This is a genomic window from Streptomyces sp. MH60, from assembly GCF_002939385.1.
In the GTDB taxonomy this organism is placed as follows: domain Bacteria; phylum Actinomycetota; class Actinomycetes; order Streptomycetales; family Streptomycetaceae; genus Streptomyces.
The window spans coordinates 75,298-97,834 of record NZ_MULI01000020.1 but is presented as its reverse complement, the minus strand read 5'-3'; the positions used below and the strand labels follow the sequence as shown (position 1 = coordinate 97,834).

Sequence of the window (22,537 nt, the reverse complement as noted above, 5' to 3'; positions counted from 1 at the left end):
CCGCCGCCTGCACATCACGAAGGTCTCTCATGCCCACAGCCCCAGCCGGCGCGCCGCAGCGCCGGGACACCAGCCACCGCTCCACGGACCCGTCCGGGGACCGGCCCCCCTCCCCGGGCCGCCGCCCGCTCACCGCGAGCCGGCGCGCCAACCGCGCGGGACTCGCGTTCGTCTCCCCCACCTTCGTCGTCGTCCTCGTGGTGGTCGTGCTGCCCATCGCGTGGACCGTGCTGCTGGCCTTCCAGAAGGCCAGGCTCGTCGACATCCAGGGCATGGGCCTGTTCGGCAACTGGTCCCTGGACAACTTCTCGCAGGTCTTCGACTCGGCGGGCTTCTGGTCCAGCCTCGGCACCACCCTGCTGTACACGGTGGGCGCCACGCTCGGCTCGGTCCTCCTCGGCCTGGTCGCCGCGCTCGCCCTGCGCAAGCCGTTCAGGGGCCGCGGGCTGCTGCGCGCGGCGATGCTGCTGCCGTACGTCGCACCGGTCGTCGCCGTGGCCTTCGTCTGGGAGGTCGCGCTCAGCCCGCAGTACGGCGTGGTCAACGACTGGGGCCGGCGGCTGTTCGGCTGGGACGACCCGATCGCCTTCCTGTCGACCCGTCAGTACGAGGTCGACCTGCTGGGACTGCACTTCGACGTCCCGCTGGCGCTGCTGACCGTCATCGTCTTCGAGTGCTGGCGGTACTTCCCCTTCGCCTTCCTGTTCATCCTGGCGCGACTGCAGGCGGTGCCCGACACGCTGGAGGAGGCCGCGCTGGTCGACGGCGCCACGCCGACCCAGCGGTTCCGGCACGTGCTGCTGCCCCAGCTGATGCCGGTGATCGCGCTGCTGTGCGTGCTGCGCTTCATCATGACGTTCAACAAGTTCGACGACGTCTACCTGCTCACCGGCGGCGGCGCCGGCACCGACGTGGCCGCCGTGCGCGTCTACGACTTCCTCACCGCCCGCTACGACGTGGGAGCGGCGGCCGCGCAGGCGCTCGTCCTGGCCCTCTCGCTGATGATCCTGCTGGGCTTCTACTTCAAGTTCTTCGGCAACAAGGTCCAGGAGGAAGCGTGACCGGCAAGACGGCCCTGACCCGGGCCCGGTTCGAGGAGAGGTTCTTCGGCGTCGCGCGCTGGATCGTCATCGCGTTCCTCGCCGTGATCACCCTCCTGCCGTTCTACTACATGGTGCTGCTGTCGCTGAAGCCCATCGACGCGCTGCTGCTCGACCCCGGCTCCCTGTGGATCTCGGCCAAGGACTTCACCCTCTCCACCTACCGGGACGTGCTGCGCTCCACCGACGACGGCGGCCAGGGCTTCCTGAAGTTCCTCCTCAACTCGGCGCTGGTCTCCCTCGGCACGGTGGTGCTGACCCTCGTGGCCGCCGTGCCCGGCGCCTACGCGGTGAGCCGGCTGAAGTTCTTCGGCCACCGCCAGGTCAGCGCGCTCTTCCTGGCCGTCTACCTCTTCCCGGCGACGCTGCTGGCCGTGCCCCTCTTCGTGATCTTCGCGAAGATCGGCCTCTCCTCCAGCCTGGTCGGCCTGGCCGTCGTGTACGTCGCGCAGACCGTGCCGGTGTCGATCTACATGCTGAAGAACTACCTCGTCACCATCCCCGCCTCCATCGAGGAGGCGGCCGCGCTCGACGGCTGCTCCCGCCTGCAGACCGTGCGCAAGGTGATCCTGCCGCTGGCCCTGCCCTCCCTCATGGCGACGGGCCTGTACGTCTTCATGATCGCCTGGAACGAGTTCCTCTTCGCGCTGCTGTTCCTGGCCGCCGACCCCGGCCAGTGGACCGTCTCCCTGGGCCTGGCCCAGCTGTCCAACGGCATCGAGGTGCCCAAGACCGTCCTCATGGCCGGTTCCGTGGTGCTCACGATCCCCGTGGTACTTCTGTTCTTCGCCGCCGAACGCCTGCTCACCGAGGGGCTGACCAGTGGCGCCGACAAGAGTTGAGCCGTGGGGGACTCCATGATGACGTCAAGTCAGGCCAGCGCCGGTGAACTGCTGCACCTGATCCGCAGCGGCCGCGCCAACACGCGGGCCGACCTCCAGCAGGCGACCGGCCTGTCCCGCTCCACCGTCGGACAGCGCCTCGACCTGCTCAACCGTGCCGGGTGGCTGCGCCACAGCACGGGTGCCTCCACCGGCGGACGCCCCTCCCACCGGATCGTCTTCGACCCCGGCCACGCCTCGGTCATCGCCTTCGACCTGGAGACCCGGCACGCCCGCGCCGCGGTGCTCGACCTGGCCGGCAACATCCTGGCCGAGCACACCGGCCCGATGGACGTCGACGCGGGCCCCGACCGGGTCCTTCAGGGGCTGGCCGACTGGTTCCCTGACCTGATCGCGGCGGCCGGTGTCCCGGCGTCCCACGTGGCGGGCATCGGCCTGTCCGTGCCCGGCCCGGTGGACTGGGAGACCGGGCGGGTGATCGAGCCGCCCATCATGCCCGGCTGGGACCGCTACCCGATCCGGGAGCGGCTGCAGGAGGCGTACGCGGCCCGCCTGGGCCTGGACCCGGCGGCCGCCGCGGCCGTACCGGTCCTCGTGGACAACGACGCCAACCTCATGGCCCTGGCCGAGCACCAGGCCAACCACCGCGACTGCGCCTCCTTCGTGCTCCTGAAGGTGTCCACCGGCATCGGCGCGGGGGTCGTCATCGGGGACCGCCTGTACCGCGGCATCGACGGCGGGGCGGGCGACATCGGGCACATCCGCCTGCACGACCGGTCCGACGCGCTGTGCATGTGCGGCTCCCACGGCTGTCTCGCCGCCGTGGCCAGTGGCCGGGCGATCGCCAGGGAACTGGCCGCCCTCGGCCAGGACACCGCCTCCGGACGGGACGTCAGGCGGCTGCTCAACGAGGGGCACCCCGACGCGGTCCGGCTGGCCCGCGAGGCGGGACGTCGGGTGGGCGAGGTCCTGGTGACCGTCGTGACCCTGCTCAACCCCGGGGTCCTCATGATCGCCGGAGAGCTGGCCGGGGTGCCCTTCCTCACCGGGGTGCGGGAGCTGGTCTACCAGCGGGCCATGCCGCGCGCCACCGCCAACCTCCAGGTCGTCACCTCGCGGCTCGGCGACCACGCGGGGCTCGTCGGAGCCGCCGCCATGGTCGTGGAGCACCTCTACTCCCCCGCCGGCGCCGACGCCCGGCTGGAACGCCTCGCCTCCTGACCGCCGCCCGTCCGCCCCGACGGATCGCCGGGAGACCTTCGAAGACAGGAAGACCGTGACCGCTGTCCCCGCCCCCTGGACCGACCGGCCCGTCGAGGTCGGGCTCGTGGGTGCCGGCCCCTGGGCCCGCGCCATGCACGCCCGGGTGCTCGCCGCCGGGCCGGAGACCCGGCTCACCGCGGTCTGGGCCCGCCGCACCGAGGCCGCCCGCGAGACCGCCGCCCCCTACGGCGCCCATGTCGCCGCCGAATTCGAGGAGTTGCTGGACCACTGCGAGGCCGTGGCGTTCGCCGTGCCGCCCGCGGTCCAGGCCGAGCTGGCGCCACTGGCGGCGAAGCGGGGCAAGGACCTGCTGCTGGAGAAGCCGCTCGGACCCGATCTGGCCGCGGCCCGTCGCGTGGCCGACGCGGTCGCCGAGGCCGGAGTCGTCTCCCAGCTCGTGCTGACCAAGCGCTACCACCCGGCCACCCGGGCCTTCCTCGAAGCCGCCCGCTCCTTCGAGGCGGTCGGGGCCCGCTCCTGCTACCTCCACGGCGCCTTCCTGCACGGGGAGTTCGCCACCGGCTGGCGCCTGGAGCACGGGGCCCTGCTCGACCTCGGCCCTCATCTGCTCGACCTGCTGGACGCCGCGGTCGGCCCGGTGACCGCCGTCCGGGCCACCGGTGACCCGCGCCGCTGGGTGGAACTGACCTGCGAGCACGAGAACGGCGCCGTGAGCCAGGCCTCGCTGTCCGGTTCCGTGGCCGTCCCCCGCGCGCTGACCCGCGTCGAACTCTTCGGTCCCGCCGAGCCGCTGGTCTACGACACGGCCGGCATCGACCACGAGGAGTGCTGGCCCGTCCTGCGCCACGACTTCGCGACGGCCGTCCGCACCCGTACGCCGACGCCGGTCGACGCCGGACGCGGCCTGTACCTGCAGACCCTCCTCGACGGTGTCGTGTACGGCTAGGACGGGTCAGTCGAGGACGGCGGTGGCCTCGACCTCGATCAGGTGCTCGGGCACGTCCAGTGCCGCGACGCCCAGCAGGGTGGCCGGCGCGGCCGGGGTCACCCCCAGCCGTGCGGCCGCCCGCTCGATGCCCTCCAGCAGGAGGGGCATCTTGTCCGGCGTCCAGTCGACGACGTGGACGTTCAGCTTGGCGACGTCCGCGAAGGAGGCGCCGGCCGCCGCCAGGGCAGTGGCGACGTTGACGTAGCACTGCTCGGCCTGCGCGGCCAGGTCTCCTTCGCCGACGGTGACGCCGTCGGCGTCCCAGGCGACCTGTCCGGCGACGAAGACCAGTTTCGATCCGGACGCGATCGACACCTGCCGGTAGACGTCGACCGCGGGCAGCCCGCCGGGGTTCACCAGGGTAATGGCCATGACTTCGCTCTCCTTGCCCATGTGCTCTCTCGTGGTTACTCGGGAACCGTAGGAGAGTGGCCGCCGACGTGGAAGAACGCACTTTTCGGTGACTGGGGAACCCGAAGGTGACCGAACAGGTCAGCGGCTTGCGCGGCGTGGATCAGGCGCATCGGCGGCCGGGGCGCGGAAGACGGCCAGGCGCAGGACGACGAAGCGTACGACGGTGACGGCGACGGACGTGGCGGCGAGGACCGCGGTCTCGGCGGCGGGCGAGGCGTCGGGCCGCCGGTGCGTGAACCACAGCACGGCACCGGAGGTGACCAGGTAGCCGAGCAGGAACAGGCCGCCCGCTCCGAGGTGCGCGCGGGCCGGTTTCGTGGCGGCGTGCCGGAACGTCAGCCGCCGGTTCGCCTCGGTGTTCAGCACCGTCAGCACCAGGAGGGAGACCAGGTTGGCGACGGCCGGGGGCGACCACGGGCGCAGCCCCCAGTAGAGCAGCGCCTGCCCGGCGGTCGACGCGACGCCGATCGTGACGAACCAGCCGACCTCCCGCGACCACATCGCGCGCTCCCCTGCAGTCGACCGATCTCCGCACTCCCCGGTGGCGCAGCGTACTACGACCCCACCAGCCGCTTTGCCTTGTCTTTGCCTTTCGGGAACCCTGTGGTCCCCGGGAGCGTTCATCGTGGTGACCGCGGGAGACCGCGGCCGAGGACAGACCGATACGCAGCAACAGAAGCCGAGGTGGCACGAGTGGCGATGTGGGACAAGATCAAGGACCAGGCCAAGACCTTCCAGCAGTCCCAGGGCAGCACTCGGGGAGCGAGCGGATCCGGCCAGGGATCGCACGGACCCGTCGGGGGTGGCAGGTCGGGCTCGTCCTCCGGCGGTTCCAAGGCCCAGCTGATCGGGATGTTCAAGTCCCAGCTCGCCTCGGCCAAGAACGAGCTGAAGAGCGGCGCCTACCGTGACGCCAGCATGGCCATGTGCGCGCTGGTCGCCGCCGCGGACGGCCGGGTGGAGCCGGCCGAGCGGCAGCGCGTGGAGGAGCTGATCGTCTCCAACGAGGTGCTGCAGAACTTCCCGGCGGACCAGCTCCGCCAGCGGTTCAACCAGCACGTGGACCGGCTCCTCGCCAACTTCGAGCAGGGGAAGGCCGAGGCACTCCAGGTGATCGCCAAGGCCGCCAAGAAGCCCGCGGAGGCCCGTGCGGTGGTCCAGACCGGCATGGTCGTCGCCGGTGCCGACGGGACCTTCGAGCAGTCCGAGCAGTACGCGATCCGTGAGGCGTGCACCGCACTGAACATCCCGCCCTCGGAGTTCGGCGTCTGACCCCACGCCCCGCGAGCACCGTCGGCCGGGAAAGGGTTTGACGGCCGTCCGTGACCAAGGGTCGGATAGGGGCCCATGAGTTCAGGGCAGCAGCATCCGGACCTGCGCCGCGTCGACGACCGTCTGGTACGGCGCCTGGTCGACGGGCAGTTCCCGCTATGGGCGGGGCTGCCCGTCGAGCGGTTCCCCTCCGGCGGCACGGTCAACGCCATGTACCGGCTGGGCGAGGACATGGTGGTACGGCTGCCGCTGGTCGAGGGCGGCGTGGCGGACGTGGCGACGGAGCGGACGTGGCTGCCCCGGCTGGCGCCCCTGCTGCCCACCGCGGTGCCCGAGGTGCTGGGGGAAGGGGCGCCGGCCGACGGCTATCCCTGGCCGTGGTCGGTCTACCGGTGGCTGCCCGGTCGGATCCCCGAGGCCGGCGCGCTGACCGAGCCCGTGGCGCTGGCCGAGGATCTGGCCGCCTTCGTGGCGGCGATGGGCGGCATCACCCTGCCGCACGCGCCGAAGGCGTACCGCGGTGGGCCGCTCGCCGCGCTGGACGGGCCGACGCGGGCCGCGCTCGACGAGCTGCGCGGCCTGCCCGAGGAGGGCGTCGACTGCGACGCGCTGGCCGCGGTGTGGCAGGACGCGCTGCGCGCTCCCATCTGGCAGGGGCCGCCGCGCTGGCTGCACGCGGACCTGATGCCGGGCAATCTGCTGGTGAACGGCGGCAGGCTGTCCGCGGTGATCGACTTCGGCTGCATGGGGGTGGGCGATCCGGCCTGCGACCTCTTCCCGGCGTGGAATCTGCTGCCGCCCGGCGCGCGGGAGGTCTTCCGCGAGGCCCTCGGCGTGGACGACGCGACCTGGCGGCGCGGCCGGGGCCGCACCCTCTCCCAGGCCCTGATCGCCCTGCCGTACTACCGGAAGACCAACCCCGCGATGGCCGGCAACGCCCGTCATGTGCTCCGGGCGGTACTGAGCGACAGGCCCTAGGGCGCGATCCCCACGCCCTCGATCCTGCTCCACGCCCGTTCCCGCGCGGCCGTCATGGCGGGCCAGGCGAGGCCGCCCGGCCGGGGCCGCACCCGTGAGGCGTACGGGGCCGGACGGAAGCCCGGGTCGTAGAAGCACCCCTCGCCGTACCTCGCGTCGAAGGCGGCACAGGAGGCGGCGATCGACCGCGGGCCCGGCTTGCGGCCGGTGCGCACCCAGGAGTCCAGCGCGGCCAGGGAGTTGGCGTACTCGGAGTCGCTCAGCGAGCTGTGCTCGTGTTCCCGCGTGAAGGTCTGGACGAGGTTGTGGTCCCGGCCGGCGCCGCGGAGCGTGGCGCGGTAGGCCGCCTCGTGCTCCACGAAGGCCGTCGGGTCGTCGATGGCGTGCAGGGTGAGGACGGGGAGGGAGACCTGGCCGGTGAGGTCGCTGTCCCAGGACAGGTCGCGCCGTGCGGTGGGGTCGGCCGAGAAGCGCTCGACGCCCGCGTTGAGCGCCTTGTCGTCGTGCGAGCCCGAGTAGCGCACCCCCCGGTTGCTCCAGGGGTTCCGCCCGCCGAGCCGGTCGGAGACGATGTCCCGGAAGGTGAAGGTGGCGAACCGCAGATGTGATTCCAGGGTGCGCTCGGGGATGCCGGTGACGGCGAGGATGTCGTCGAGGTTGCGCTGCTGGAGCGCGGTCCGCTCCGCCGGGTCCGAGGCGTGGCCCGTGCACTCCTGGAGGCGGGCGCGCAGCCCGGCGGTCGTCATCGTGGAGCCGGGGCGCAGGCCCTGCCACAGCGGGTACTGCGGCTCGGTCGGACGCGGGTGGTTGTGGCAGTAGTACTGGTAGACCACCCGCAGGTCCACCCGGTAGTCGTAGCCGCGCGAGCCGCCGCCGAGCACGCCGTTGGTCAGCAGCACCCCGTCGTAGGCGCCGGGGCGACGGCCGTAGGTCTCGGCGGCCTTGGCGGCGACGTTCCCGCCCCAGGACTGGCCGTGCAGGTAGGTGTGTTCCGGCCGGCCGAACCGTTCGGTGAACAGGCGGCGCACGTTCTCCGTGTCGGCGGCCGCCATGCGGGCCCCGTAGCCGCCGCGCCGGTAGGAGGAGGCGGCCCAGGCGTATCCCTGGTCGACCAGCACGGCCCAGCGTTCCAGGTCCTCGGTGCTGCGGGCGGGGTCCGAGGCGTCGCCCAGGTCGGGGCCGCCGTGGGCGTGCACGACGAGGGACCCGTTCCAGCGGTGGGGTACGGCCATCGTGTAGTGGGCGCCGCGCGCGTCCCGGCCGGTGTAGCAGGTGGCCTTCCCGGCGAGGGCGGGCGGGCAGTCGGCGGCCACCGGCTGCTCTGCTACCGCCGCGGGGGCGGCGGAGACGTTGCCGAGGGTGCCGAGGAGGACGGCGGTGAGCGCGGCGGCGACCACCGCCGGGCGGCTTCTGCGGTGGGCGGGCCGGGTGTCGTGCCGGGGAGCGGGGGGTGCGGTCAAGGTGGGGCTCCTGTACGTGCTGCTGCGGGCCGGCGCGAAGTCGCGTCGCGAGCGGGGATGTTAGGAATCTCCCGGAGCCGGAGCCACCCCTTCGGCCGTTGCGTTCATAGTGTTCGCCGCCCCCTGCTGCCCTCCACCGTCCCGGGACTCCGAGCGTTCCTGCGCGGCCTCTTGACGACCCATTGGTCTCTACCTATCGTCACCGCCCAGTCGAACGTTCAGAACACCACCCAACGTTCACATACTCGAACGAATGGACCCCCCACATGTCCTCTGCTCCCCCGCGCCGCCACCGCAGATCCCGCGCCGTCCTCCTTGCGGCCCTCACCGCCGCGCTCGTCGGCACCCTGCTGGCCGGTCCCGGCACGGCCACCCCCCGCGCGGACGCCGCACCGGCCGCGTTCACGCATCCCGGAGTCACCGTCTCCCAGGGGCAACTCGACTTCGTCCGCACCAGGATCGACGCCGGGGCCCAGCCCTGGAAGGGCGCCTTCGACCAGATGATGGCGAGCAGGTACGCCGACCCGAACCGCAGCCCGAAGCCCCGCGCGGTGGTCGAGTGCGGTTCCTACTCCAACCCGAACTACGGCTGCACCGACGAGCGCGAGGACGCGATCGCGGCCTACACCAACGCGCTGGCCTGGTACTTCACCCGTGACGAGCGCTACGCCCGCAAGTCCATCGAGCTGATGGACGCCTGGTCCGCCGTGATCCGGGACCACACCAACAGCAACGCCCCGCTGCAGACCGGGTGGGCGGGCTCCTCGTGGCCCAAGGCCGCCGAGATCATCAAGTACACGTACGGCGGCACCTGGGCGAACTCAGGCCGCTTCGCCACCATGCTCCGGGACGTCTACCTGCCCGAGATCGTCAACGGCTCCAACTCCAACGGCAACTGGGAGCTGACGATGACGGAGGCCGCCGTCGGCATCTCCGTCTTCCTGGAGGACAGGGCCTCCTACGACCGGGCGATGGCCAGGTTCCGCACCCGCACGGCCGCGTACGTGTACCTGGACTCCGACGGGGACCTGCCGAAGACCGTCCCGAGCCAGCACCTCGACACCCGGGACAAGATCGTCAAGTACTGGCAGGGCCAGTCCACCTTCGTCACCGGCCTCACCCAGGAGACCTGCCGGGACTTCACCCACACCGGGTACGGCATCTCGTCCATCTCGCACGTCGCCGAGACCAGCCGCATCCAGGGACAGGACCTGTACGGCACCGACGTCGGCGAGCGGCTGCGGCACGCGCTCGGCTTCCAGGCGAAGTACCAGCAGGGCGCGGGCGTGCCGAGCTGGCTGTGCGGGGGCGCGCTCCACCTCGGCCTGGGTCCGGTGACCGAGGTCGGCTACAACGCCCTGCACAACCGCCTCGGTTTCGCCATGGACAACACCGAGGCGCTCACCGAGCGCACCCGCCCCTCCGGCACGAACAACCTGTTCGTCGCCTGGGAGACCCTCACCCACGGCGACAATCCCGCCTGAGCGGGCAAGGGTTGACGTCCAGTCAGCTGTCGTAGTCCACGGTCAGCTTCTCGGAGACCGGGTACGACTGGCAGGTCAGGACGTAGCCGGCGTCGACCTCGGCCGCCTCCAGCGCGTAGTTGCGCCGCATGTCGACCCGGCCGTCGGTGACCAGGGCCCGGCAGGTCCCGCAGACCCCGCCCTTGCAGGCGAAGGGCAGGTCGGGGCGGGTCTGCTGGGCCCCGTCGAGGACGGACCGGTCCCGGGAGAGCGGAGCGGTCGTGGAGCGGCCGTCCAGGGTGACGGTGACCTCGCTGACGGGTCCCCGCGGGCCGCTCTCCTCGTGGCGCACCTCCCGCACGGGCTCGTCGTCGGCGTAGAACAGCTCCCGGTGGACGTGCTCGGCCGGGACGCCCAGACCGCTCAGTACCTGCTGGGCGTCGGCGACCATGCCCTGCGGTCCGCACAGCCACCAGTGGTCCGCGCTCTCCGCGTCCAGCAGGGAGCCGATGAGCGCCGCGAGCCGTCCGGCGTCCAGGCGGCCGGAGAGCACCTCGGCCTCGCGGGGTTCGCGGGAGAGCACGTGGGCGAGGTGGAAGCGGGTCGGGTGCAGGTCCTTCAGGTCGGCCAGCTCGTCGGCGAACATCACCGTGTCGGTGCGCCGGTTGCCGTAGAAGAGGGTGACGGTGGAGCGGTCGTCGGCGGCGAGCACCGACTCGGCGATCGACACCATCGGGGTGATGCCCGAACCGGCCGCGACCAGTACGTGGTGGCCGGGGGTGGAAAGGTCGGGGGTGAACAGGCCGGTGGGCGCCATCACCTCGACGGTGTCGCCCGGCCGCACCTCCTCGACCAGCCACGCCGAGAACAGTCCGCCCGGCACCACCCGCACCCCGATGCGCGGCGCCGAGCCGGCCGGTGCGCAGATCGAGTACGAGCGGCGCTCGTCCCGGCCGTCCACCTCGCGCCGCAGGGTCAGCGACTGACCGGGCGCGAAGGCGAACTCCCCGGCCAGTTCGCCGGGGATCTCGAAGCTCACGGCCGCGGCGTCCACGCACAGCCGCTCGACGGCCGCGACGCGCAGACGGTGGAAGGCGGGCCGGCGGCGGGTGCGCACCGGCGGCGCCGGGACGGGGGCGGTCGGGGCCATCAGATCTCCTTGACGTACTCGAACGGCTCGCGGCAGGCCCGGCAGCGCCACAGGGCCTTGCAGGACGTGGCGGCGAAGCGGGAGGTCTCCTCGGTGTCCGCCGAGCCGCAGCGGGGGCAGGGCACCGCGGGCCGGGTGGGCGACAGCACCAGGGGGACCGGGCCGCGGGGTGCCGCACCGGGCGGGGCGATGTCGTGCTCGGCGAGCTTCCGGCGGCCCGGCTCGGTGATCCAGTCGCTCGTCCAGGGCGGGTCCAGGACGGTGCGGATCTCCACGCGCGGGTACCCGGCCTCGCGCAGCCTCGCGGCGACGTCCGCCCGCATCTCGGCCATGGCCGGGCAGCCCGAGTAGGTGGGGGTCAGACCGGCGACCACGGTGCCGTCCGCGGCCACCTCGACGTCGCGCAGAACGCCCAGGTCGGCGAGGGTCAGCATGGGCAGCTCGGGGTCGGGCACCTGCTCGGCGACCTGCCGGGCGCGGCGCGCGTCCAGGAGCGCGGGGCCTTCGGTCACCATGTCGCCTCCGGGTGGGCGCGGGCGACGCCCTGCAACTCGGTGAGGAGCGGCGCCAGGTGTTCGGTGTGCTCGCCGGCGCGGCCGGAGCCGGCCGAGGGACGGTAGACCGGCAGGGGCAGTCCGGCGGCCTCCGTGACCTGGCGCAGGTCGTCGGCGACCTCGTCCCGGACGTCGTACGCCGTGTGCAGTTCCCCGAGGTACGGGGCGACCCGGTCGAGCGCGGCGCGCATCCTGCGGCGGGACTCGTCCGTGCCGTCACCCAGGCGCACGCACCACTCGGCGGCGTACTGGCGGTGGTACGTCAGCTCCTTGACGCCCTTGGCGGCGACCGCCGCCAGCACCGGGTCGGGGTGGTCCTGAAGCCGGCGGAAGTGGGCGAGGCGCCAGCTGGAGAGCACCAGCAGCCGCACCACGGCGAACGCGAAGTCGCCGCCCGGGAGTTCCGCCAGGCGGACGTTGCGGAAGTCGTCGGCGTCCCGGAAGTAGGCGTAGGCGTCCTCGTCGCGGCCGGTGCCGTCCACCTGCCCGGCGCGGGAGTAGAGCAGGCGGGCCTGGCCGAGGAGGTCGAGCCCGATGTTGGCCAGCGCCACCTCCTCCTCCAGCTCCGGCGCCCGCGTGACCCACTCGGCGAGCCGCTGGGCGCTGACCAGGGCGTCGTCGGCGAGCGCCACGCAGTCCGCGGCCAGCGCTCCGGCGTCGACGCCCTCGGGCACCGTGGTGTCGACGCCGTGCAGCGGGTCCTCGAAGCCGGTGCCGTAGGCCCAGCGGGTGTCGTCCTCGTGCCCCTCGGCCAGGGTGAGGTAGACGTGGTCGTCACTCATGCCCTGCTCCTAGATGTGGGGGACGTCGTCGGGGATGTCGTAGAAGGTCGGGTGGCGGTAGACCTTGTCGGCGCTGGGGGCGAAGAAGGGGTCCTTCTCGTCGCGGGTGGAGGCGGCGATGTGCTCGGAGCGCACCACCCAGATGCTCACGCCCTCGTTGCGCCGGGTGTAGAGGTCGCGGGCATGGGTGAGGGCCATGGCGTCGTCGGCGGCGTGCAGCGAGCCGACGTGGACGTGGTTGAGGCCGCGCTTGCCGCGCACGAACACCTCGTACAGCGGCCAGCCCTGCTTCTCGGGCTTCCCGGGGGTCATGCCGCCGCTCCCTTCTCCGCGCGGGCGGCCTGCTTGGCGGCGTGGGCGGTGGCCGCCTCGCGCACCCAGGCGCCCTCCTCGTGGGCGGTGCGCCGCCGCTCCATCCGCCGGTCGTTGCAGGGCCCGTCGCCCTTGATGACGCGCATCAGCTCGTCCCAGTCGGGGGTGCCGAAGTCGTGGTGCCCGGTCTCCTCGTTCCAGCGCAGCTCCGGGTCGGGCAGGGTGACGCCGAGCTTCTCGGCCTGCGGGACGGTCATGTCGACGAAGCGGCGGCGCAGTTCGTCGTTGCTGTGCCGCTTGATCTTCCAGGCCATCGACCGCGCCGAGTTGGGCGAGGCGTCGTCGGGCGGGCCGAACATCATCAGGGACGGCCACCACCAGCGGTTCACCGCGTCCTGGACCATCTCCCGCTGGGCGTCGGTGCCGCGCATCATGGTCATCAGCAGCTCGTAGCCCTGCCGCTGGTGGAAGGACTCCTCCTTGCAGATGCGCACCATCGCGCGCGCGTAGGGCCCGTAGGAGCTGCGGCACAGCGGCACCTGGTTGCAGATCGCGGCGCCGTCCACGAACCAGCCGATCACGCCGACGTCGGCGAAGCTGAGAGTCGGGTAGTTGAAGATCGACGAGTACTTCTGGCGGCCCTCGATCAGCCGCTGGGTGAGGTCGTCGCGGTCCGCGCCGAGGGTCTCGGCCGCCGAGTACAGGTACAGGCCGTGCCCGGCCTCGTCCTGGACCTTGGCGAACAGGATCGCCTTGCGGCGCAGCGACGGGGCCCGGGTGATCCACTCGCCCTCGGGCTGCATGCCGATGATCTCCGAGTGCGCGTGCTGGGCGATCTGCCGGATCAGCGTCTTGCGGTACCCGTCGGGCATCCAGTCCCGCGGCTCGACGCGCTGGTCGCGCGCGATCGTCGCGTCGAAGTGCTCCTGGAGTCCGTCCGGCGCGTCCGGGGGCGGCGCCTCGGCGGCGTGTGTCGTGGTCATCGTCACCAGCTTCCCAACCGACCATTCGTTCGGTATCAGTGTGACGTGTTTCCGCGCGCCGGGCAAGAGCCGGAGCGCCGCCGGTCACACTCTTGACAGCGCCGCCGCGTGGCTGGATTACTTGGCCTTGCCGCGTGCTAACCGAATGGTCGGTCGGGAGACAGGGTGGTGGGTACGGTGTCGCAGGCCACTGAGCAGACACCCACGGAGGCGATGTTCTCCGCGGACGAGGCCTCCCGGGGGCTCGGCATCGAGCTGGTGGAGCACGGCGCGGGCAGAGCCGTGGTCCGCATGACGGTGACCCCGGCGATGGTGAACGGACACCGGATCGCCCACGGCGGCTTCCTGTTCCTGCTGGCCGACACCGCCTTCGCCTGCGCCTGCAACAGCCACGGTCCGGTGACCGTGGCGGCCGGCGCCGACATCGTCTTCGTCGCCCCGGCCCGGGAGGGCGACGTACTCGTGGCCCTCGCCGAGGAGCGCGCCCGGTACGGGCGCAGCGGGATCTACGACGTGAGCGTGCGGCGCGGTGACGAGGTGATCGCGGAGTTCCGCGGCCGAAGCCGCAGCGTGCGGGACGACGGGCGGGGCGGGGGTGCGCGGGACGACGCAGGCAGCCGCCACGCGCGGGACGACACGGCGCGCGAGACGCCGGGCACGACGACGAAGGAGTCGCGATGAGCAGCGAGCCGACGACCGGGGCGGCCCCGGCGCCCCGACCGGGCGAGCCCCTCCCCCACGACCTGCTGGACGACGCCGAGCGCCTGTCCGGGGAGCAGCTCCGCGAGCTCCAGCTGGACCGCCTGCGCGCGACCCTGCGGCACGCCTACGACAACGTCGAGCTGTACCGCAAGAAGTTCGACGCCGCCGGGGTCACCCCCGACGACTGCCGCACCCTGGCCGACCTGTCCCGGTTCCCCTTCACCACCAAGGCGGACCTGCGGGACACCTACCCCTTCGGCATGTTCGCCGTCCCGATGGCCGACGTGCGGCGCGTGCACGCCTCCAGCGGCACCACCGGCCGCGCCACCGTCGTCGGGTACACGGACAACGACCTGTCCATGTGGGCGGACGTCATAGCCCGTTCGATCCGCGCGGCCGGCGGCCGGCCGGGCCACAAGGTGCACATCTCCTACGGCTACGGCCTGTTCACCGGCGGCCTCGGCGCGCACTACGGCGCCGAACGGGCGGGCTGCACGGTGATCCCCGCCTCCGGCGGCATGACGGCACGTCAGGTACAGATCATCCAGGACTTCCGGCCCGAGATCATCATGGTCACCCCGTCCTACATGCTCACCCTGCTCGACGAGTTCGAGCGGCAGGGCGTCGATCCGCGCACCAGCTCCCTCCGAGTCGGCATCTTCGGCGCCGAGCCGTGGACCGAGGAGATGCGGCGCGAGATCGAGGAGCGCATGGACATCCACGCCGTGGACATCTACGGCCTGTCCGAGGTGATCGGCCCCGGCGTGGCGCAGGAGTGCGTCGAGACCAAGGACGGGCTGCACATCTGGGAGGACCACTTCTACCCCGAGGTGGTGGACCCGCTCACGGACGCCGTGCTGCCCGCGGGCGAGGAGGGCGAGATCGTCTTCACCTCCCTCACCAAGGAGGCGCTCCCGGTGATCCGCTACCGCACGCGCGACCTGACCCGCCTGCTGCCCGGCACCGCACGTCCCGCCTTCCGCCGGATGCAGAAGGTCACCGGGCGCTGCGACGACATGATCATCCTGCGCGGGGTGAACGTCTTCCCCACCCAGGTCGAGGAGATCGTGCTGCGCACGCCGGGCGTCGCCCCGCACTTCCAGATCCGGCTCACCGAACGCGGCCGCATGGACCACATGACGGTGCGCGTGGAGGCCCGGCCCGACGCCGGTCCCGGACAGCGCGAAGCCGCCGCGCGAGCGATCGGGCAGGGCGTCAAGGACGGTGTGGGCGTGACCGTGGAGGTGGAGGTCGTCGAGCCGGAGACCCTGGAGCGCTCGCTCGGCAAGATCCGCCGGGTGTGGGACCTGCGGGGCGCGTGAAACGTGAGCACGAACACGTCCGTTCGCGGGTCGTGCTGGTGTGCGGGAAGAAACGGATGGGCAGTAAAGGCATGATCGGGGGAGGTTGAGTACATCCTGGGGGGACATCCGGTGCGTGTGTGTGTGATCGGTGCAGGCCTGTCGGGGCTGGCGGTGGGCCACGCCCTGAAGGAGCGCGGCATCTCCTTCGTCTGTCTGGAGAAGGCGCCCGACGTCGGCGGGATCTGGCGACAGCCGGGGGCCGGTGAGCGGGGACCGGGCTATCAGTCCCTGCACCTGAACACCGCCAAGCAGCTGACCGGTTACGCGGACTTCCCGATGCCGTCCTCGTACCCGCTCTACCCCCGGCACAGCCAGGTCGCCGCCTACCTGCGGTCCTTCGCCGAGTGGGCGGGACTGCTCGACCACGTCGAGCTGCGGACCGAGGTGCAGTCCGTCCGCCAGGCGCCGGACGGCACCTGGACGGTCGTCAGCCGGGGCCCGGACGGCGCGCGGAGCTCGCGCCGGTTCGAGCGGGTGGTCGTCGCCTCCGGCCACCACACCGACCCGGCCCTGCCCGATCCCCTTCCGGCCGGTGCGGAGTCCTTTGCCGGAACGATTCTTCACTCCCTCGACTACCGCGACGGCGCCGACTTCGCCGGCCGGCGCGTGGTCGTGGTGGGCCTCGGCGCCTCGGCGGTGGACATCGCCGCGGACCTCTCCCGGCACGCGGAGCGGACCCTGCTCTCGGTGCGCCGGGGACTGCACATCGTGCCCAAGCAGCTCTTCGGGATGTCGGTCGACGAGATCGCCGAGGCCCCGTGGTGGAACGAGATGTCGTTCGCCGAGCGGCGCCAGTGGGTGGAGCAGGCCCTGCTGGTGGCCCGCGGCAGACTGTCGGACTACGGCCTGCCCGAGCCCGACCACCCGGTCTTCTCCTCCGCGACGACCCTCTCGGACGAGATCCTCAGCCGGATCCGGCACGGGGCGGTGACCCCGAAGCCCGCGATCGCCTCGTTCGAGGGCGACCGGGTCGTGTTCACGGACGGCAGTTCCGAGACCGCCGACGCGGTCGTCTACTGCACCGGCTTCCACATGACCTTCCCCTTCCTGCCCCCCGGCTGCCCGGTGGCGGCGGACGGCTCGGTCGAGCTGTACCGGCGGGTCGTCCCGGCGGACCGACCCGGTCTGTACTTCGTGGGACTGGTGCGGCCCGTGGGCGCCATCACCCGGCTGGTGGAGGCCCAGGCGCAGTGGGTGGCCCGCCTGATCGACGGCGCCGCCGCACTGCCCGCCGCCGAGGAGATGCGCGAGGAGACCGGCACGTACCTGGCCGGCATCGTCCAGCGCTACGGCCGGACCCGGGGCGCCTCGATCCAGGTCGACGTGGGTCCGTACCTGGCGGAGTTCCGCGAGTCGCTGCCCGTGTGACCGTCCCGCCGGGCGTCCTCGGCGACGATGCCCGGCCGCGTTCGTACAGGGCTCCCGGTGGATCGCACCGGGAGCCCTGTCGTGTGCGGACGGCCCGCTCAGCGGACCGACAGCGGCCGGCGGGCGGTCTCCGCGGCCGGCGGCCGGACCGCGTACGCCTCCGAGGAGAGGTACGCCGTCACCCGCGGCGGCCGGTCCCGCTGGTGGGCCAGGGCCAGGTAGGCGATCAGGCCCACCCCGTCCTCGGGCCGCCGCGCGGTGAGGGCGGCCAGGGCGCGGTCGAGCACGGAGGCGTCCATGCCGTGGTGGCGCAGCACTCTCGTCGCCCGCGCCAGGGCCTCGCCATCGTGCCGGACGTAGTCCCTCACGGGGATGTGCAGGGTGAAGCCGCTCGGCCGCGCGGTGCCGGTGTCGGTGAAGGAGTGGCAGGACAGGCCGGGCCGCCCGCCGAGCCCGGCCGTGTCCGGTCCGAGGCCCGCGGCCGTGCGGAAGAAGCCTTCGACCGCCGCGGGCCCGGGGCCCGAGTCCATCCGGGACAGGCGCCCGGCCTGACCGGCCGTGAGGTTGTCGTGGCGCACGTAGACCTTCACCCGGGGTTCCGCCCAGTCACCGAGGTCCAGGGCGAGGAACGGGTGTCCGCTGCCCGGGGGCAGGCTGTCGAAGGCCCTGCGGTGCCCGAGCCGGTTCAGGGCTTCGCGCACCGTCGCGGCGGAACGTTCCTCCCCACGTGCCGCCGGGTTGAGATACACCTTGACCCCGGGTACGCCGCCGGGCCTGAGTTCCAGGGCGCACCACAGGGCGAGGGGGCCGTGCGGAGCGGGTGGCAGGAACAGGTCCTGGAGTGCGTCGAGGGCGTCGGTGGTGAAGTGCCAGCGCCGCGCCATGGTCCGGATCGCCTCGAGTCCGGCACGGCCGTTGTGAGCCAGGCTGTCTGCGCCGCAGCCCGGTTCCACGAGGACCCGCATGGCGGGTGCCGCGTCCGGCCGGAAGGAGAGGGAGAACTCGACGGGGGTGTGGTCGTCGGACAGGAAGGTGCGGGCGGGCGGCGCCAGACTCAGTGGCCGCTCGGCCACCGGGCCCAGTGCGTCGGTCAGGACCTGTGCATAGGTCTCGACGTCGGTCCGGGAGAGGCGGGCGACCGCGCCGAGTCTTCGCAGCTGACCCCCGGTGAAGGAGCCGAGCGTGGGTGCGCCCCGCGGGTCCGTGCCCCTCGGTGCGGCGGTCACCGGCCTGTCCCCGGCCGGAGCCGCACAAAGCGATACCCGCCTCGGGGGGCGGGTATCGGTGGGTTCGGCGCCGGGAAAGCGGCGTTCGTGGATATGTGGTCCACGACACCTCCTTTGACTCGTAAGCAACTCGAATACCGCGTTGCTCACTACCCGTGCCGTTCGATCTTCATGCGAAAGGGGCGGATTGGGAGGGTGTTGCGCACATCACCGTGTCAGCCAGTTGAGGAACTGGCTCCACATTCCCTTGTGTTCGGCGGGACGGGCCGCACCCGCGGACCTCTCCTGCTCTGCCCCCGCGGTAACCGGCGCCGGAGCGCCGCGCCGCGCGGAACGCACCGGGGTGAACCGGGCCGGAAGCGTGGCCAGGGCCCGGTTGAAGGGGCCCGGACGCCACGTCAGGCTGTCCTCGGGGACGGCGAGTTCGACGTCGGGCAGTTCGTTGAGCAGGTGCTCGATGGCCGTGACCGTGATGTGCCGGGCCGGTTCCTTGGACGGGCAGGCGTGCGGGCCGGCGCTCCAGGCGAGGTGGGCGCGGTTGCTGCCCGCCTGGCGGGAGGCCTTGAGGGCCGGGCCGGTGTTGGCGGCGGCGAAGCTGACCAGGACGAGTTCGCCCGCCTGCAGGTGCTGTCCGGCGAGTTCGGTGTCGGCGGCCGGGTAGTGCGGGGCGTAGTTGGCCATGGGCGGGTTCTCCCACAGCGTGTCGTCGAGCGCCTCGTCGATCAGCCCGCCCTCGCGGGCGTACCGCTCGTGGGTCAGGAGCCGGTGCAGGGTGTTGCCGAGGAGGTTGCGCAGGGGTTCGGCTCCCGCCCCGAGCAGCAGGGCGAGCTGGTGGACCATCTCCTCGTCGTCGAGCCGGGCCTCGTGCTGCATCAGCCAGGAGGTGACGTCGTCACCGGGCTTGCGCCGCTTGAGCGCGACGAGTTCCCCCACCGCCTGGAAGAGCACCGCGGTGGCCTTCTCCGCGTTGACCCCGTCGAACATGCCGGAGATGCCGAACAGCACCCGGTCGCCGATGTCGGCGGGGCAGCCGAAGAGTTCGTTGAACACGAACAGCGGCAGCTGCTTGGCGTAGTCCCCGAGCAGGTCGGCCGAGCCGCGGGCGCCGAACTGGGAGACGAGGTAGCCGGAGATCTGCTCGGTGCTGCGGCTCAGTCGCCGGGTGTCCACCCGCGCCATGCTGTCGGTGACCGCCTGGCGCAGCCTGAGGTGGTCGGCTCCGTCGGCGAACATGCAGTTGGGCCGGTAGGCCAGCAGCGGCGCGACGGGGCTGTCCGGGCTCACCTTGCCCTCGTTGAAGGCCCGCCAGCGGCGCGCGTCCTTGCGGAAGGTGCTGGAGTCCTGCAGCAGTTGGAGCGCCGCCGCGTAGTCCGTGACCAGCGTCGCCTCGACGCCCGGGGCGAGTTCGACGGGGGCCGCGGCCCCGTAGTGGCGCAGGTACTCGTAGTACGCCTGCGGGTCGGCGGCGAACTCCGGCCCGTGCAGCGGCACCCGGGCGCCGGAGCCGTGGGCCGGGCAGCCGGGCGGCGGCACCGGGGCGGTGTCGTGGGCGTTCATGTCTGCTCCCAGCTCCTAGCGGGTGCGGTCCAGCAAGTAGCGGACGAGGGTGGTCAGTGCGGCGGCCGAGGACTTCTCGTCGCGGGCGTCGCAGGTGACGACGGGGGTGTCGTCGAGCAGGTCGAGCGCCTCGCGCAGCGCCCGCTCGTCGCGCAGCGGCGTGCCGTCGAAGTGGTTGACGGCGATGGCGTAGTCGAGCCCGTAGTGCTCGATGAGGTCGATCACGGGGAAGGAGTCAGCCAGCCGCTGCGGGTCGACCAGCACCAGGGCGCCGAGCGCGCCGCGGGCCATGTCCTCCCACATCTGCACGAAGCGCTGCTGGCCGGGGGTGCCGAACAGGTAGAGCACGACGCGGTCGCTGATGGTGAGGCGACCGAAGTCCATGGCGACCGTGGTGGTGGTCTTGCCGTGGACCCCCTTGAGGTCGTCGACCGACTCGGCGGCCTGCGTCATCGTCTCCTCGGTGGACAGCGGCTCTATCTCGGAGATGGAGCCGATGAGGGTGGTCTTGCCCACCGCGAAGTGGCCGACGACGAGGATCTTCACCGCCGTCTGGGTCGCTCCCCCGCGTACGTAGTCCCGCTCATCCAAACTTGGCGCGGAGCCCATTGAGCACCTCCTCCAGGATCTCCTTGTCCGCGAGGCGGGCGCGGGCCACCGGCGGGCGGGTCATGAGGTGACCGCCTTCCATCAGGGAGGCCAGCAGGATCCGCACGACACCGAGCGGGAAGTGGGTGTGTCCGGCGATCTCCGCGACCGAGAGGTAGCCGGCGGAGCAGAGCTCGAGCAGGCTCTGCTCCTCGGGGGACAGCCGGGCCGGCCGCTGCGGCTGCCCGGCGGAGGCGGTGACCAGGGTGATGAGGGAGAGGTCGTCCTCGTCGGGCAGGCCGCGGCCCTTGGTGATGACGTACGGCCGCACTAATTCCGGCGCCTCGGGCTGCCAGCCGTCGTGGCCGGTCATGAGCGGGCGCCCAGGTTCTCGCGCGGCGGCGTCGTCAACCGCTTGCCGAGCTGGGCCACGAGCTGCTGCATCCGGAAGGTGATGTCCGCCATGTCGACCTCCGGGGAGGCGGACACGCCGAGGTAGGCGCCCTCACCCGCGGAGATCAGGAACACCCAGCCGCCGTCGAACTCGACCAGCGTCTGCCGCCACGTCTGGGTGGGGTCCTCACAGAAGAAGGCGAGGGTGCGGCTGAGCGACTGCACGCCGCTCATCGCGGCGGCGACCCGGTCGGCGTCGTCCTTGTCGAAGTCCTGCGTCCGGGCCATCAGCAGGCCGTCGGCGGAGATCAGGACCGCGTGCAGGGCCCCGGGAATCTCCAGGGCGCTGTCGAGCATCCATGACAGATCGTCGTTCACGAGACCTCATGTCCTTCGCTGCTTGCACCAGGTGTTTCGCTCGTCCGGCCGGCGTGGTCCGGGCTCGCCGGTTCGGAGACCCGGCCGGACTGCGTTCCGCGCTGGAAGGCACCCATGACCTGTGCCTGCTCGGAGTCGGAGCGGCCCGCCGCGCGGGGGGCGGAGGCGCTGCCGGGCACGATGGCCATCGGCCGCTTGCGGCGGCGCCGGGGCAGACCGTCGCCGGTCTCGGAGGAGCCGAGCGACGCGGCCTCCGGTCCGCCGTCCGGGACCGGCCGGGCCGTGCCGCGGGCGGCCGGTGCGGGGGCGGGGGCCTTCTTCTCCGGCATCGCGGTGAGCAGTTCGTGCGGCAGCAGGACCACCGCCCGTACACCTCCGTAGGGGGAGGAGGAGTCCACCGACACCTCGAAGCCGAATCGTTCGCACAGCAGGCCGATGACGGCGAAGCCGAACTGCGGCGGGTTGCCGAGCCCCGCCACGCCCGAGGCGCGCTCGGTGGCGAGCAGCTTGTCGGCGCGGGCCCGCTCCTCGTCGCTCATGCCCACACCGGCGTCGTCGACCACGACGCAGATGCCCTTGGGGACGGTCCGGATGTTGATCTCGACGACGGTGTCCGGGCTGGAGTAGCTGGTGGCGTTGTCGAGCAGCTCGGCGAGGGCCAGCGCGACCGGCTCGACGGCCCGGCTGGTGATGCCGAAGTCGACCTGGGAGAGGATGTCCACCCGGCGGAAGTGCCGGATGCGTCCCTGGGCGCTGCGCACCACGTCGTAGACGGAGGCGGTGTCGCGCCGCCCGCCGAGCCAGCCGTCGCACAGCACGGCGATGGACTGGGCCCGCCGGCCGAACTGCGAGTTGGTGTGGTCGATCTCCAGCAGGTCCTGGAGGAGGGCCGAGTCGCCGTACTTGTTCTGCAGTCGGGAGAGCACCAGCTGCTGTTCCGCGGCGAGGCCCTGAAGGGTCCGCATCGCGGATTTCAGCACCGTCTTGGTCTCGTCCTCGGCGCGCTCCTGGGCGGCCTGCACGGACTTCCCGTAATCGTTCTCCAGCTCGGTGTAGTGATCCCTGAGCCCCTGGACCTGCTGCCGCAACGCCCGTGCCGCCTTGCGCTGGCGGCGGATGAGCACGGCGGCGGCGACGAGGGCGACGAGGGCGACCCAGAGCAAGGGGTTCCCTGTGTATTCCGTCATAAGACTCTCTTCAGGCGACTGACAGCCGGCTTGCTGAATTCCCGTCCGTGCGGGCGGCCCGGTGGACTGCCCGCACCGGGGGTAGCTGCCCGGGCTGCCCCTTACGTCGGGGATGCCGTCTTTCACCCATCCGCCCGCTCCGCAAACGCGGTGATCGTATCACCGCATGATCAGCTGAATTCACGTCAAGAAGTGCCCACAGCTGACCGGTTGAGACCGGCGGACACGCCGACCTGGGCGGTGGGTACAGTC

The 22,537-nt window shown here is 72.2% G+C and carries 24 protein-coding genes; 10 read left to right on the top strand and 14 right to left on the bottom strand.

Annotated elements, in window-relative coordinates; all coding sequences use genetic code 11:
* Positions 1–29 precede the first annotated feature (29 nt).
* From BZZ08_RS15725 to BZZ08_RS15710, 4 genes are read left to right on the top strand one after another with little or no spacing between them, the layout of a single operon-like run.
* Complete coding sequence (locus tag BZZ08_RS15725; protein ID WP_104632836.1) at positions 30–1,061, top strand: carbohydrate ABC transporter permease; 1,032 nt, start codon at positions 30–32, stop codon at positions 1,059–1,061.
* Positions 1,058–1,942 carry a carbohydrate ABC transporter permease gene (locus tag BZZ08_RS15720; protein WP_104632835.1) on the top strand — a complete coding sequence of 295 codons (885 nt, stop codon included), beginning with the start codon at positions 1,058–1,060 and terminating at the stop codon, positions 1,940–1,942. The genes BZZ08_RS15725 and BZZ08_RS15720 overlap by 4 nt, the downstream gene beginning before the upstream one ends.
* 18 nt (positions 1,943–1,960) lie before the next feature.
* Positions 1,961–3,163, top strand: a complete 1,203-nt coding sequence (locus BZZ08_RS15715; protein WP_198601496.1) for an ROK family transcriptional regulator — start codon at positions 1,961–1,963, stop codon at positions 3,161–3,163.
* 55 nt (positions 3,164–3,218) lie between these two features.
* Complete coding sequence (locus BZZ08_RS15710) at positions 3,219–4,112, top strand: Gfo/Idh/MocA family protein (RefSeq protein ID WP_104632833.1); 894 nt, start codon at positions 3,219–3,221, stop codon at positions 4,110–4,112.
* A 6-nt stretch (positions 4,113–4,118) separates the two neighbouring features.
* Here BZZ08_RS15710 and BZZ08_RS15705 read toward each other — a convergent pair whose 3' ends face one another.
* Positions 4,119–4,526, bottom strand: coding sequence for a RidA family protein (locus BZZ08_RS15705; RefSeq protein ID WP_104632853.1), 408 nt, complete (start codon positions 4,524–4,526; stop codon positions 4,119–4,121).
* A 120-nt stretch (positions 4,527–4,646) separates the two neighbouring features.
* Positions 4,647–5,069 (bottom strand): GtrA family protein, encoded by a 423-nt coding sequence (locus BZZ08_RS15700; RefSeq protein ID WP_104632832.1) that lies wholly within the window; start codon positions 5,067–5,069, stop codon positions 4,647–4,649.
* Positions 5,070–5,261: 192 nt separating this feature from the next.
* Here BZZ08_RS15700 and BZZ08_RS15695 point away from each other — a divergent pair, with 192 nt between their 5' ends.
* A complete protein-coding gene (locus tag BZZ08_RS15695) occupies positions 5,262–5,840 on the top strand; it encodes a tellurite resistance TerB family protein (RefSeq protein WP_104632831.1) in 579 nt (192 codons plus the stop codon).
* A 75-nt stretch (positions 5,841–5,915) separates the two neighbouring features.
* Positions 5,916–6,818 (top strand): aminoglycoside phosphotransferase family protein, encoded by a 903-nt coding sequence (locus BZZ08_RS15690; protein WP_104632830.1) that lies wholly within the window; start codon positions 5,916–5,918, stop codon positions 6,816–6,818.
* On the opposite strand, the gene BZZ08_RS15685 is transcribed toward BZZ08_RS15690, so the two are convergent.
* Positions 6,815–8,278 carry an alpha/beta hydrolase family protein gene (locus tag BZZ08_RS15685; protein WP_104632829.1) on the bottom strand — a complete coding sequence of 488 codons (1,464 nt, stop codon included), beginning with the start codon at positions 8,276–8,278 and terminating at the stop codon, positions 6,815–6,817. The genes BZZ08_RS15690 and BZZ08_RS15685 overlap by 4 nt on opposite strands.
* A gap of 266 nt (positions 8,279–8,544) precedes the next feature.
* Between BZZ08_RS15685 and BZZ08_RS15675 the strand changes: the two genes are divergently transcribed.
* Positions 8,545–9,762 carry an alginate lyase family protein gene (locus tag BZZ08_RS15675; protein ID WP_104632828.1) on the top strand — a complete coding sequence of 406 codons (1,218 nt, stop codon included), beginning with the start codon at positions 8,545–8,547 and terminating at the stop codon, positions 9,760–9,762.
* 22 nt (positions 9,763–9,784) lie between these two features.
* On the opposite strand, the gene paaE is transcribed toward BZZ08_RS15675, so the two are convergent.
* From paaE to paaA, 5 genes are read right to left on the bottom strand one after another with little or no spacing between them, the layout of a single operon-like run.
* Positions 9,785–10,891, bottom strand: coding sequence for a 1,2-phenylacetyl-CoA epoxidase subunit PaaE (paaE, locus tag BZZ08_RS15670; RefSeq protein WP_104632827.1), 1,107 nt, complete (start codon positions 10,889–10,891; stop codon positions 9,785–9,787).
* Positions 10,891–11,406, bottom strand: a complete 516-nt coding sequence (gene paaD / locus BZZ08_RS15665) for a 1,2-phenylacetyl-CoA epoxidase subunit PaaD (protein ID WP_198601494.1) — start codon at positions 11,404–11,406, stop codon at positions 10,891–10,893. The genes paaE and paaD overlap by 1 nt, the downstream gene beginning before the upstream one ends.
* Positions 11,400–12,227, bottom strand: coding sequence for a 1,2-phenylacetyl-CoA epoxidase subunit PaaC (gene paaC, locus BZZ08_RS15660; RefSeq protein WP_104632826.1), 828 nt, complete (start codon positions 12,225–12,227; stop codon positions 11,400–11,402). The genes paaD and paaC overlap by 7 nt, the downstream gene beginning before the upstream one ends.
* A gap of 9 nt (positions 12,228–12,236) precedes the next feature.
* The gene (gene paaB, locus BZZ08_RS15655) at positions 12,237–12,539 is read right to left on the bottom strand and encodes a 1,2-phenylacetyl-CoA epoxidase subunit PaaB (protein ID WP_104632825.1); all 303 of its coding nucleotides are present in this window, start codon (positions 12,537–12,539) and stop codon (positions 12,237–12,239) included.
* Positions 12,536–13,522, bottom strand: a complete 987-nt coding sequence (gene paaA / locus BZZ08_RS15650) for a 1,2-phenylacetyl-CoA epoxidase subunit PaaA (protein ID WP_104632851.1) — start codon at positions 13,520–13,522, stop codon at positions 12,536–12,538. The genes paaB and paaA overlap by 4 nt, the downstream gene beginning before the upstream one ends.
* A gap of 165 nt (positions 13,523–13,687) precedes the next feature.
* Here paaA and paaI point away from each other — a divergent pair, with 165 nt between their 5' ends.
* The 3 genes from paaI (at position 13,688) to BZZ08_RS15635 (ending at position 16,956) form a co-directional block, all read left to right on the top strand.
* Positions 13,688–14,203, top strand: a complete 516-nt coding sequence (gene paaI, locus BZZ08_RS15645; RefSeq protein ID WP_104632824.1) for a hydroxyphenylacetyl-CoA thioesterase PaaI — start codon at positions 13,688–13,690, stop codon at positions 14,201–14,203.
* Positions 14,200–15,546 carry a phenylacetate--CoA ligase PaaK gene (gene paaK / locus BZZ08_RS15640; protein ID WP_104632823.1) on the top strand — a complete coding sequence of 449 codons (1,347 nt, stop codon included), beginning with the start codon at positions 14,200–14,202 and terminating at the stop codon, positions 15,544–15,546. The genes paaI and paaK overlap by 4 nt, the downstream gene beginning before the upstream one ends.
* A 111-nt stretch (positions 15,547–15,657) precedes the next feature.
* Positions 15,658–16,956, top strand: a complete 1,299-nt coding sequence (locus tag BZZ08_RS15635; RefSeq protein WP_104632822.1) for a flavin-containing monooxygenase — start codon at positions 15,658–15,660, stop codon at positions 16,954–16,956.
* 98 nt (positions 16,957–17,054) lie between these two features.
* On the opposite strand, the gene BZZ08_RS15630 is transcribed toward BZZ08_RS15635, so the two are convergent.
* The 6 genes from BZZ08_RS15630 to BZZ08_RS15605 form a co-directional block, all read right to left on the bottom strand.
* Positions 17,055–18,182: a tryptophan dimethylallyltransferase family protein gene (locus BZZ08_RS15630; RefSeq protein ID WP_104632821.1), complete on the bottom strand. Its 1,128-nt coding sequence runs from the start codon at positions 18,180–18,182 to the stop codon at positions 17,055–17,057.
* Between the two features lie 207 nt (positions 18,183–18,389).
* On the bottom strand, positions 18,390–19,739 hold the full coding sequence (locus BZZ08_RS15625; protein ID WP_104632820.1) for a cytochrome P450: 1,350 nt from the start codon (positions 19,737–19,739) through the stop codon (positions 18,390–18,392).
* 15 nt (positions 19,740–19,754) lie between these two features.
* Entirely contained in the window at positions 19,755–20,348 is a 594-nt protein-coding gene (locus BZZ08_RS15620) for a GTP-binding protein (RefSeq protein ID WP_104632819.1), read from the bottom strand.
* Positions 20,323–20,700, bottom strand: a complete 378-nt coding sequence (locus tag BZZ08_RS15615; protein ID WP_104632818.1) for a DUF742 domain-containing protein — start codon at positions 20,698–20,700, stop codon at positions 20,323–20,325. The genes BZZ08_RS15620 and BZZ08_RS15615 overlap by 26 nt, the downstream gene beginning before the upstream one ends.
* Positions 20,697–21,098 (bottom strand): roadblock/LC7 domain-containing protein, encoded by a 402-nt coding sequence (locus tag BZZ08_RS15610; RefSeq protein WP_030183598.1) that lies wholly within the window; start codon positions 21,096–21,098, stop codon positions 20,697–20,699. Before BZZ08_RS15610 ends, BZZ08_RS15615 begins: the two co-directional genes overlap by 4 nt.
* Complete coding sequence (locus BZZ08_RS15605) at positions 21,095–22,285, bottom strand: ATP-binding protein (RefSeq protein ID WP_104632817.1); 1,191 nt, start codon at positions 22,283–22,285, stop codon at positions 21,095–21,097. Before BZZ08_RS15605 ends, BZZ08_RS15610 begins: the two co-directional genes overlap by 4 nt.
* Between the last annotated feature and the right edge of the window lie 252 nt (positions 22,286–22,537).

Excerpts from the sequence above, each read along its gene's own strand:
- BZZ08_RS15725 (WP_104632836.1), top strand. The coding sequence starts at position 30 with ATGCCCACAGCCCCAGCCGGCGCGCCGCAGCGCCGGGACACCAGCCAC.
- BZZ08_RS15715 (WP_198601496.1), top strand. The coding sequence starts at position 1,961 with ATGACGTCAAGTCAGGCCAGCGCCGGTGAACTGCTGCACCTGATCCGC.
- BZZ08_RS15705 (WP_104632853.1), bottom strand. The coding sequence starts at position 4,526 with ATGGCCATTACCCTGGTGAACCCCGGCGGGCTGCCCGCGGTCGACGTC.
- BZZ08_RS15700 (WP_104632832.1), bottom strand. The coding sequence starts at position 5,069 with ATGTGGTCGCGGGAGGTCGGCTGGTTCGTCACGATCGGCGTCGCGTCG.
- BZZ08_RS15690 (WP_104632830.1), top strand. The coding sequence starts at position 5,916 with ATGAGTTCAGGGCAGCAGCATCCGGACCTGCGCCGCGTCGACGACCGT.
- BZZ08_RS15675 (WP_104632828.1), top strand. The coding sequence starts at position 8,545 with ATGTCCTCTGCTCCCCCGCGCCGCCACCGCAGATCCCGCGCCGTCCTC.
- paaE (WP_104632827.1), bottom strand. The coding sequence starts at position 10,891 with ATGGCCCCGACCGCCCCCGTCCCGGCGCCGCCGGTGCGCACCCGCCGC.
- paaD (WP_198601494.1), bottom strand. The coding sequence starts at position 11,406 with ATGGTGACCGAAGGCCCCGCGCTCCTGGACGCGCGCCGCGCCCGGCAG.
- paaC (WP_104632826.1), bottom strand. The coding sequence starts at position 12,227 with ATGAGTGACGACCACGTCTACCTCACCCTGGCCGAGGGGCACGAGGAC.
- paaB (WP_104632825.1), bottom strand. The coding sequence starts at position 12,539 with ATGACCCCCGGGAAGCCCGAGAAGCAGGGCTGGCCGCTGTACGAGGTG.
- paaA (WP_104632851.1), bottom strand. The coding sequence starts at position 13,522 with ATGACCACGACACACGCCGCCGAGGCGCCGCCCCCGGACGCGCCGGAC.
- paaK (WP_104632823.1), top strand. The coding sequence starts at position 14,200 with ATGAGCAGCGAGCCGACGACCGGGGCGGCCCCGGCGCCCCGACCGGGC.
- BZZ08_RS15625 (WP_104632820.1), bottom strand. The coding sequence starts at position 19,739 with ATGAACGCCCACGACACCGCCCCGGTGCCGCCGCCCGGCTGCCCGGCC.
- BZZ08_RS15620 (WP_104632819.1), bottom strand. The coding sequence starts at position 20,348 with ATGGGCTCCGCGCCAAGTTTGGATGAGCGGGACTACGTACGCGGGGGA.
- BZZ08_RS15615 (WP_104632818.1), bottom strand. The coding sequence starts at position 20,700 with ATGACCGGCCACGACGGCTGGCAGCCCGAGGCGCCGGAATTAGTGCGG.
- BZZ08_RS15605 (WP_104632817.1), bottom strand. The coding sequence starts at position 22,285 with ATGACGGAATACACAGGGAACCCCTTGCTCTGGGTCGCCCTCGTCGCC.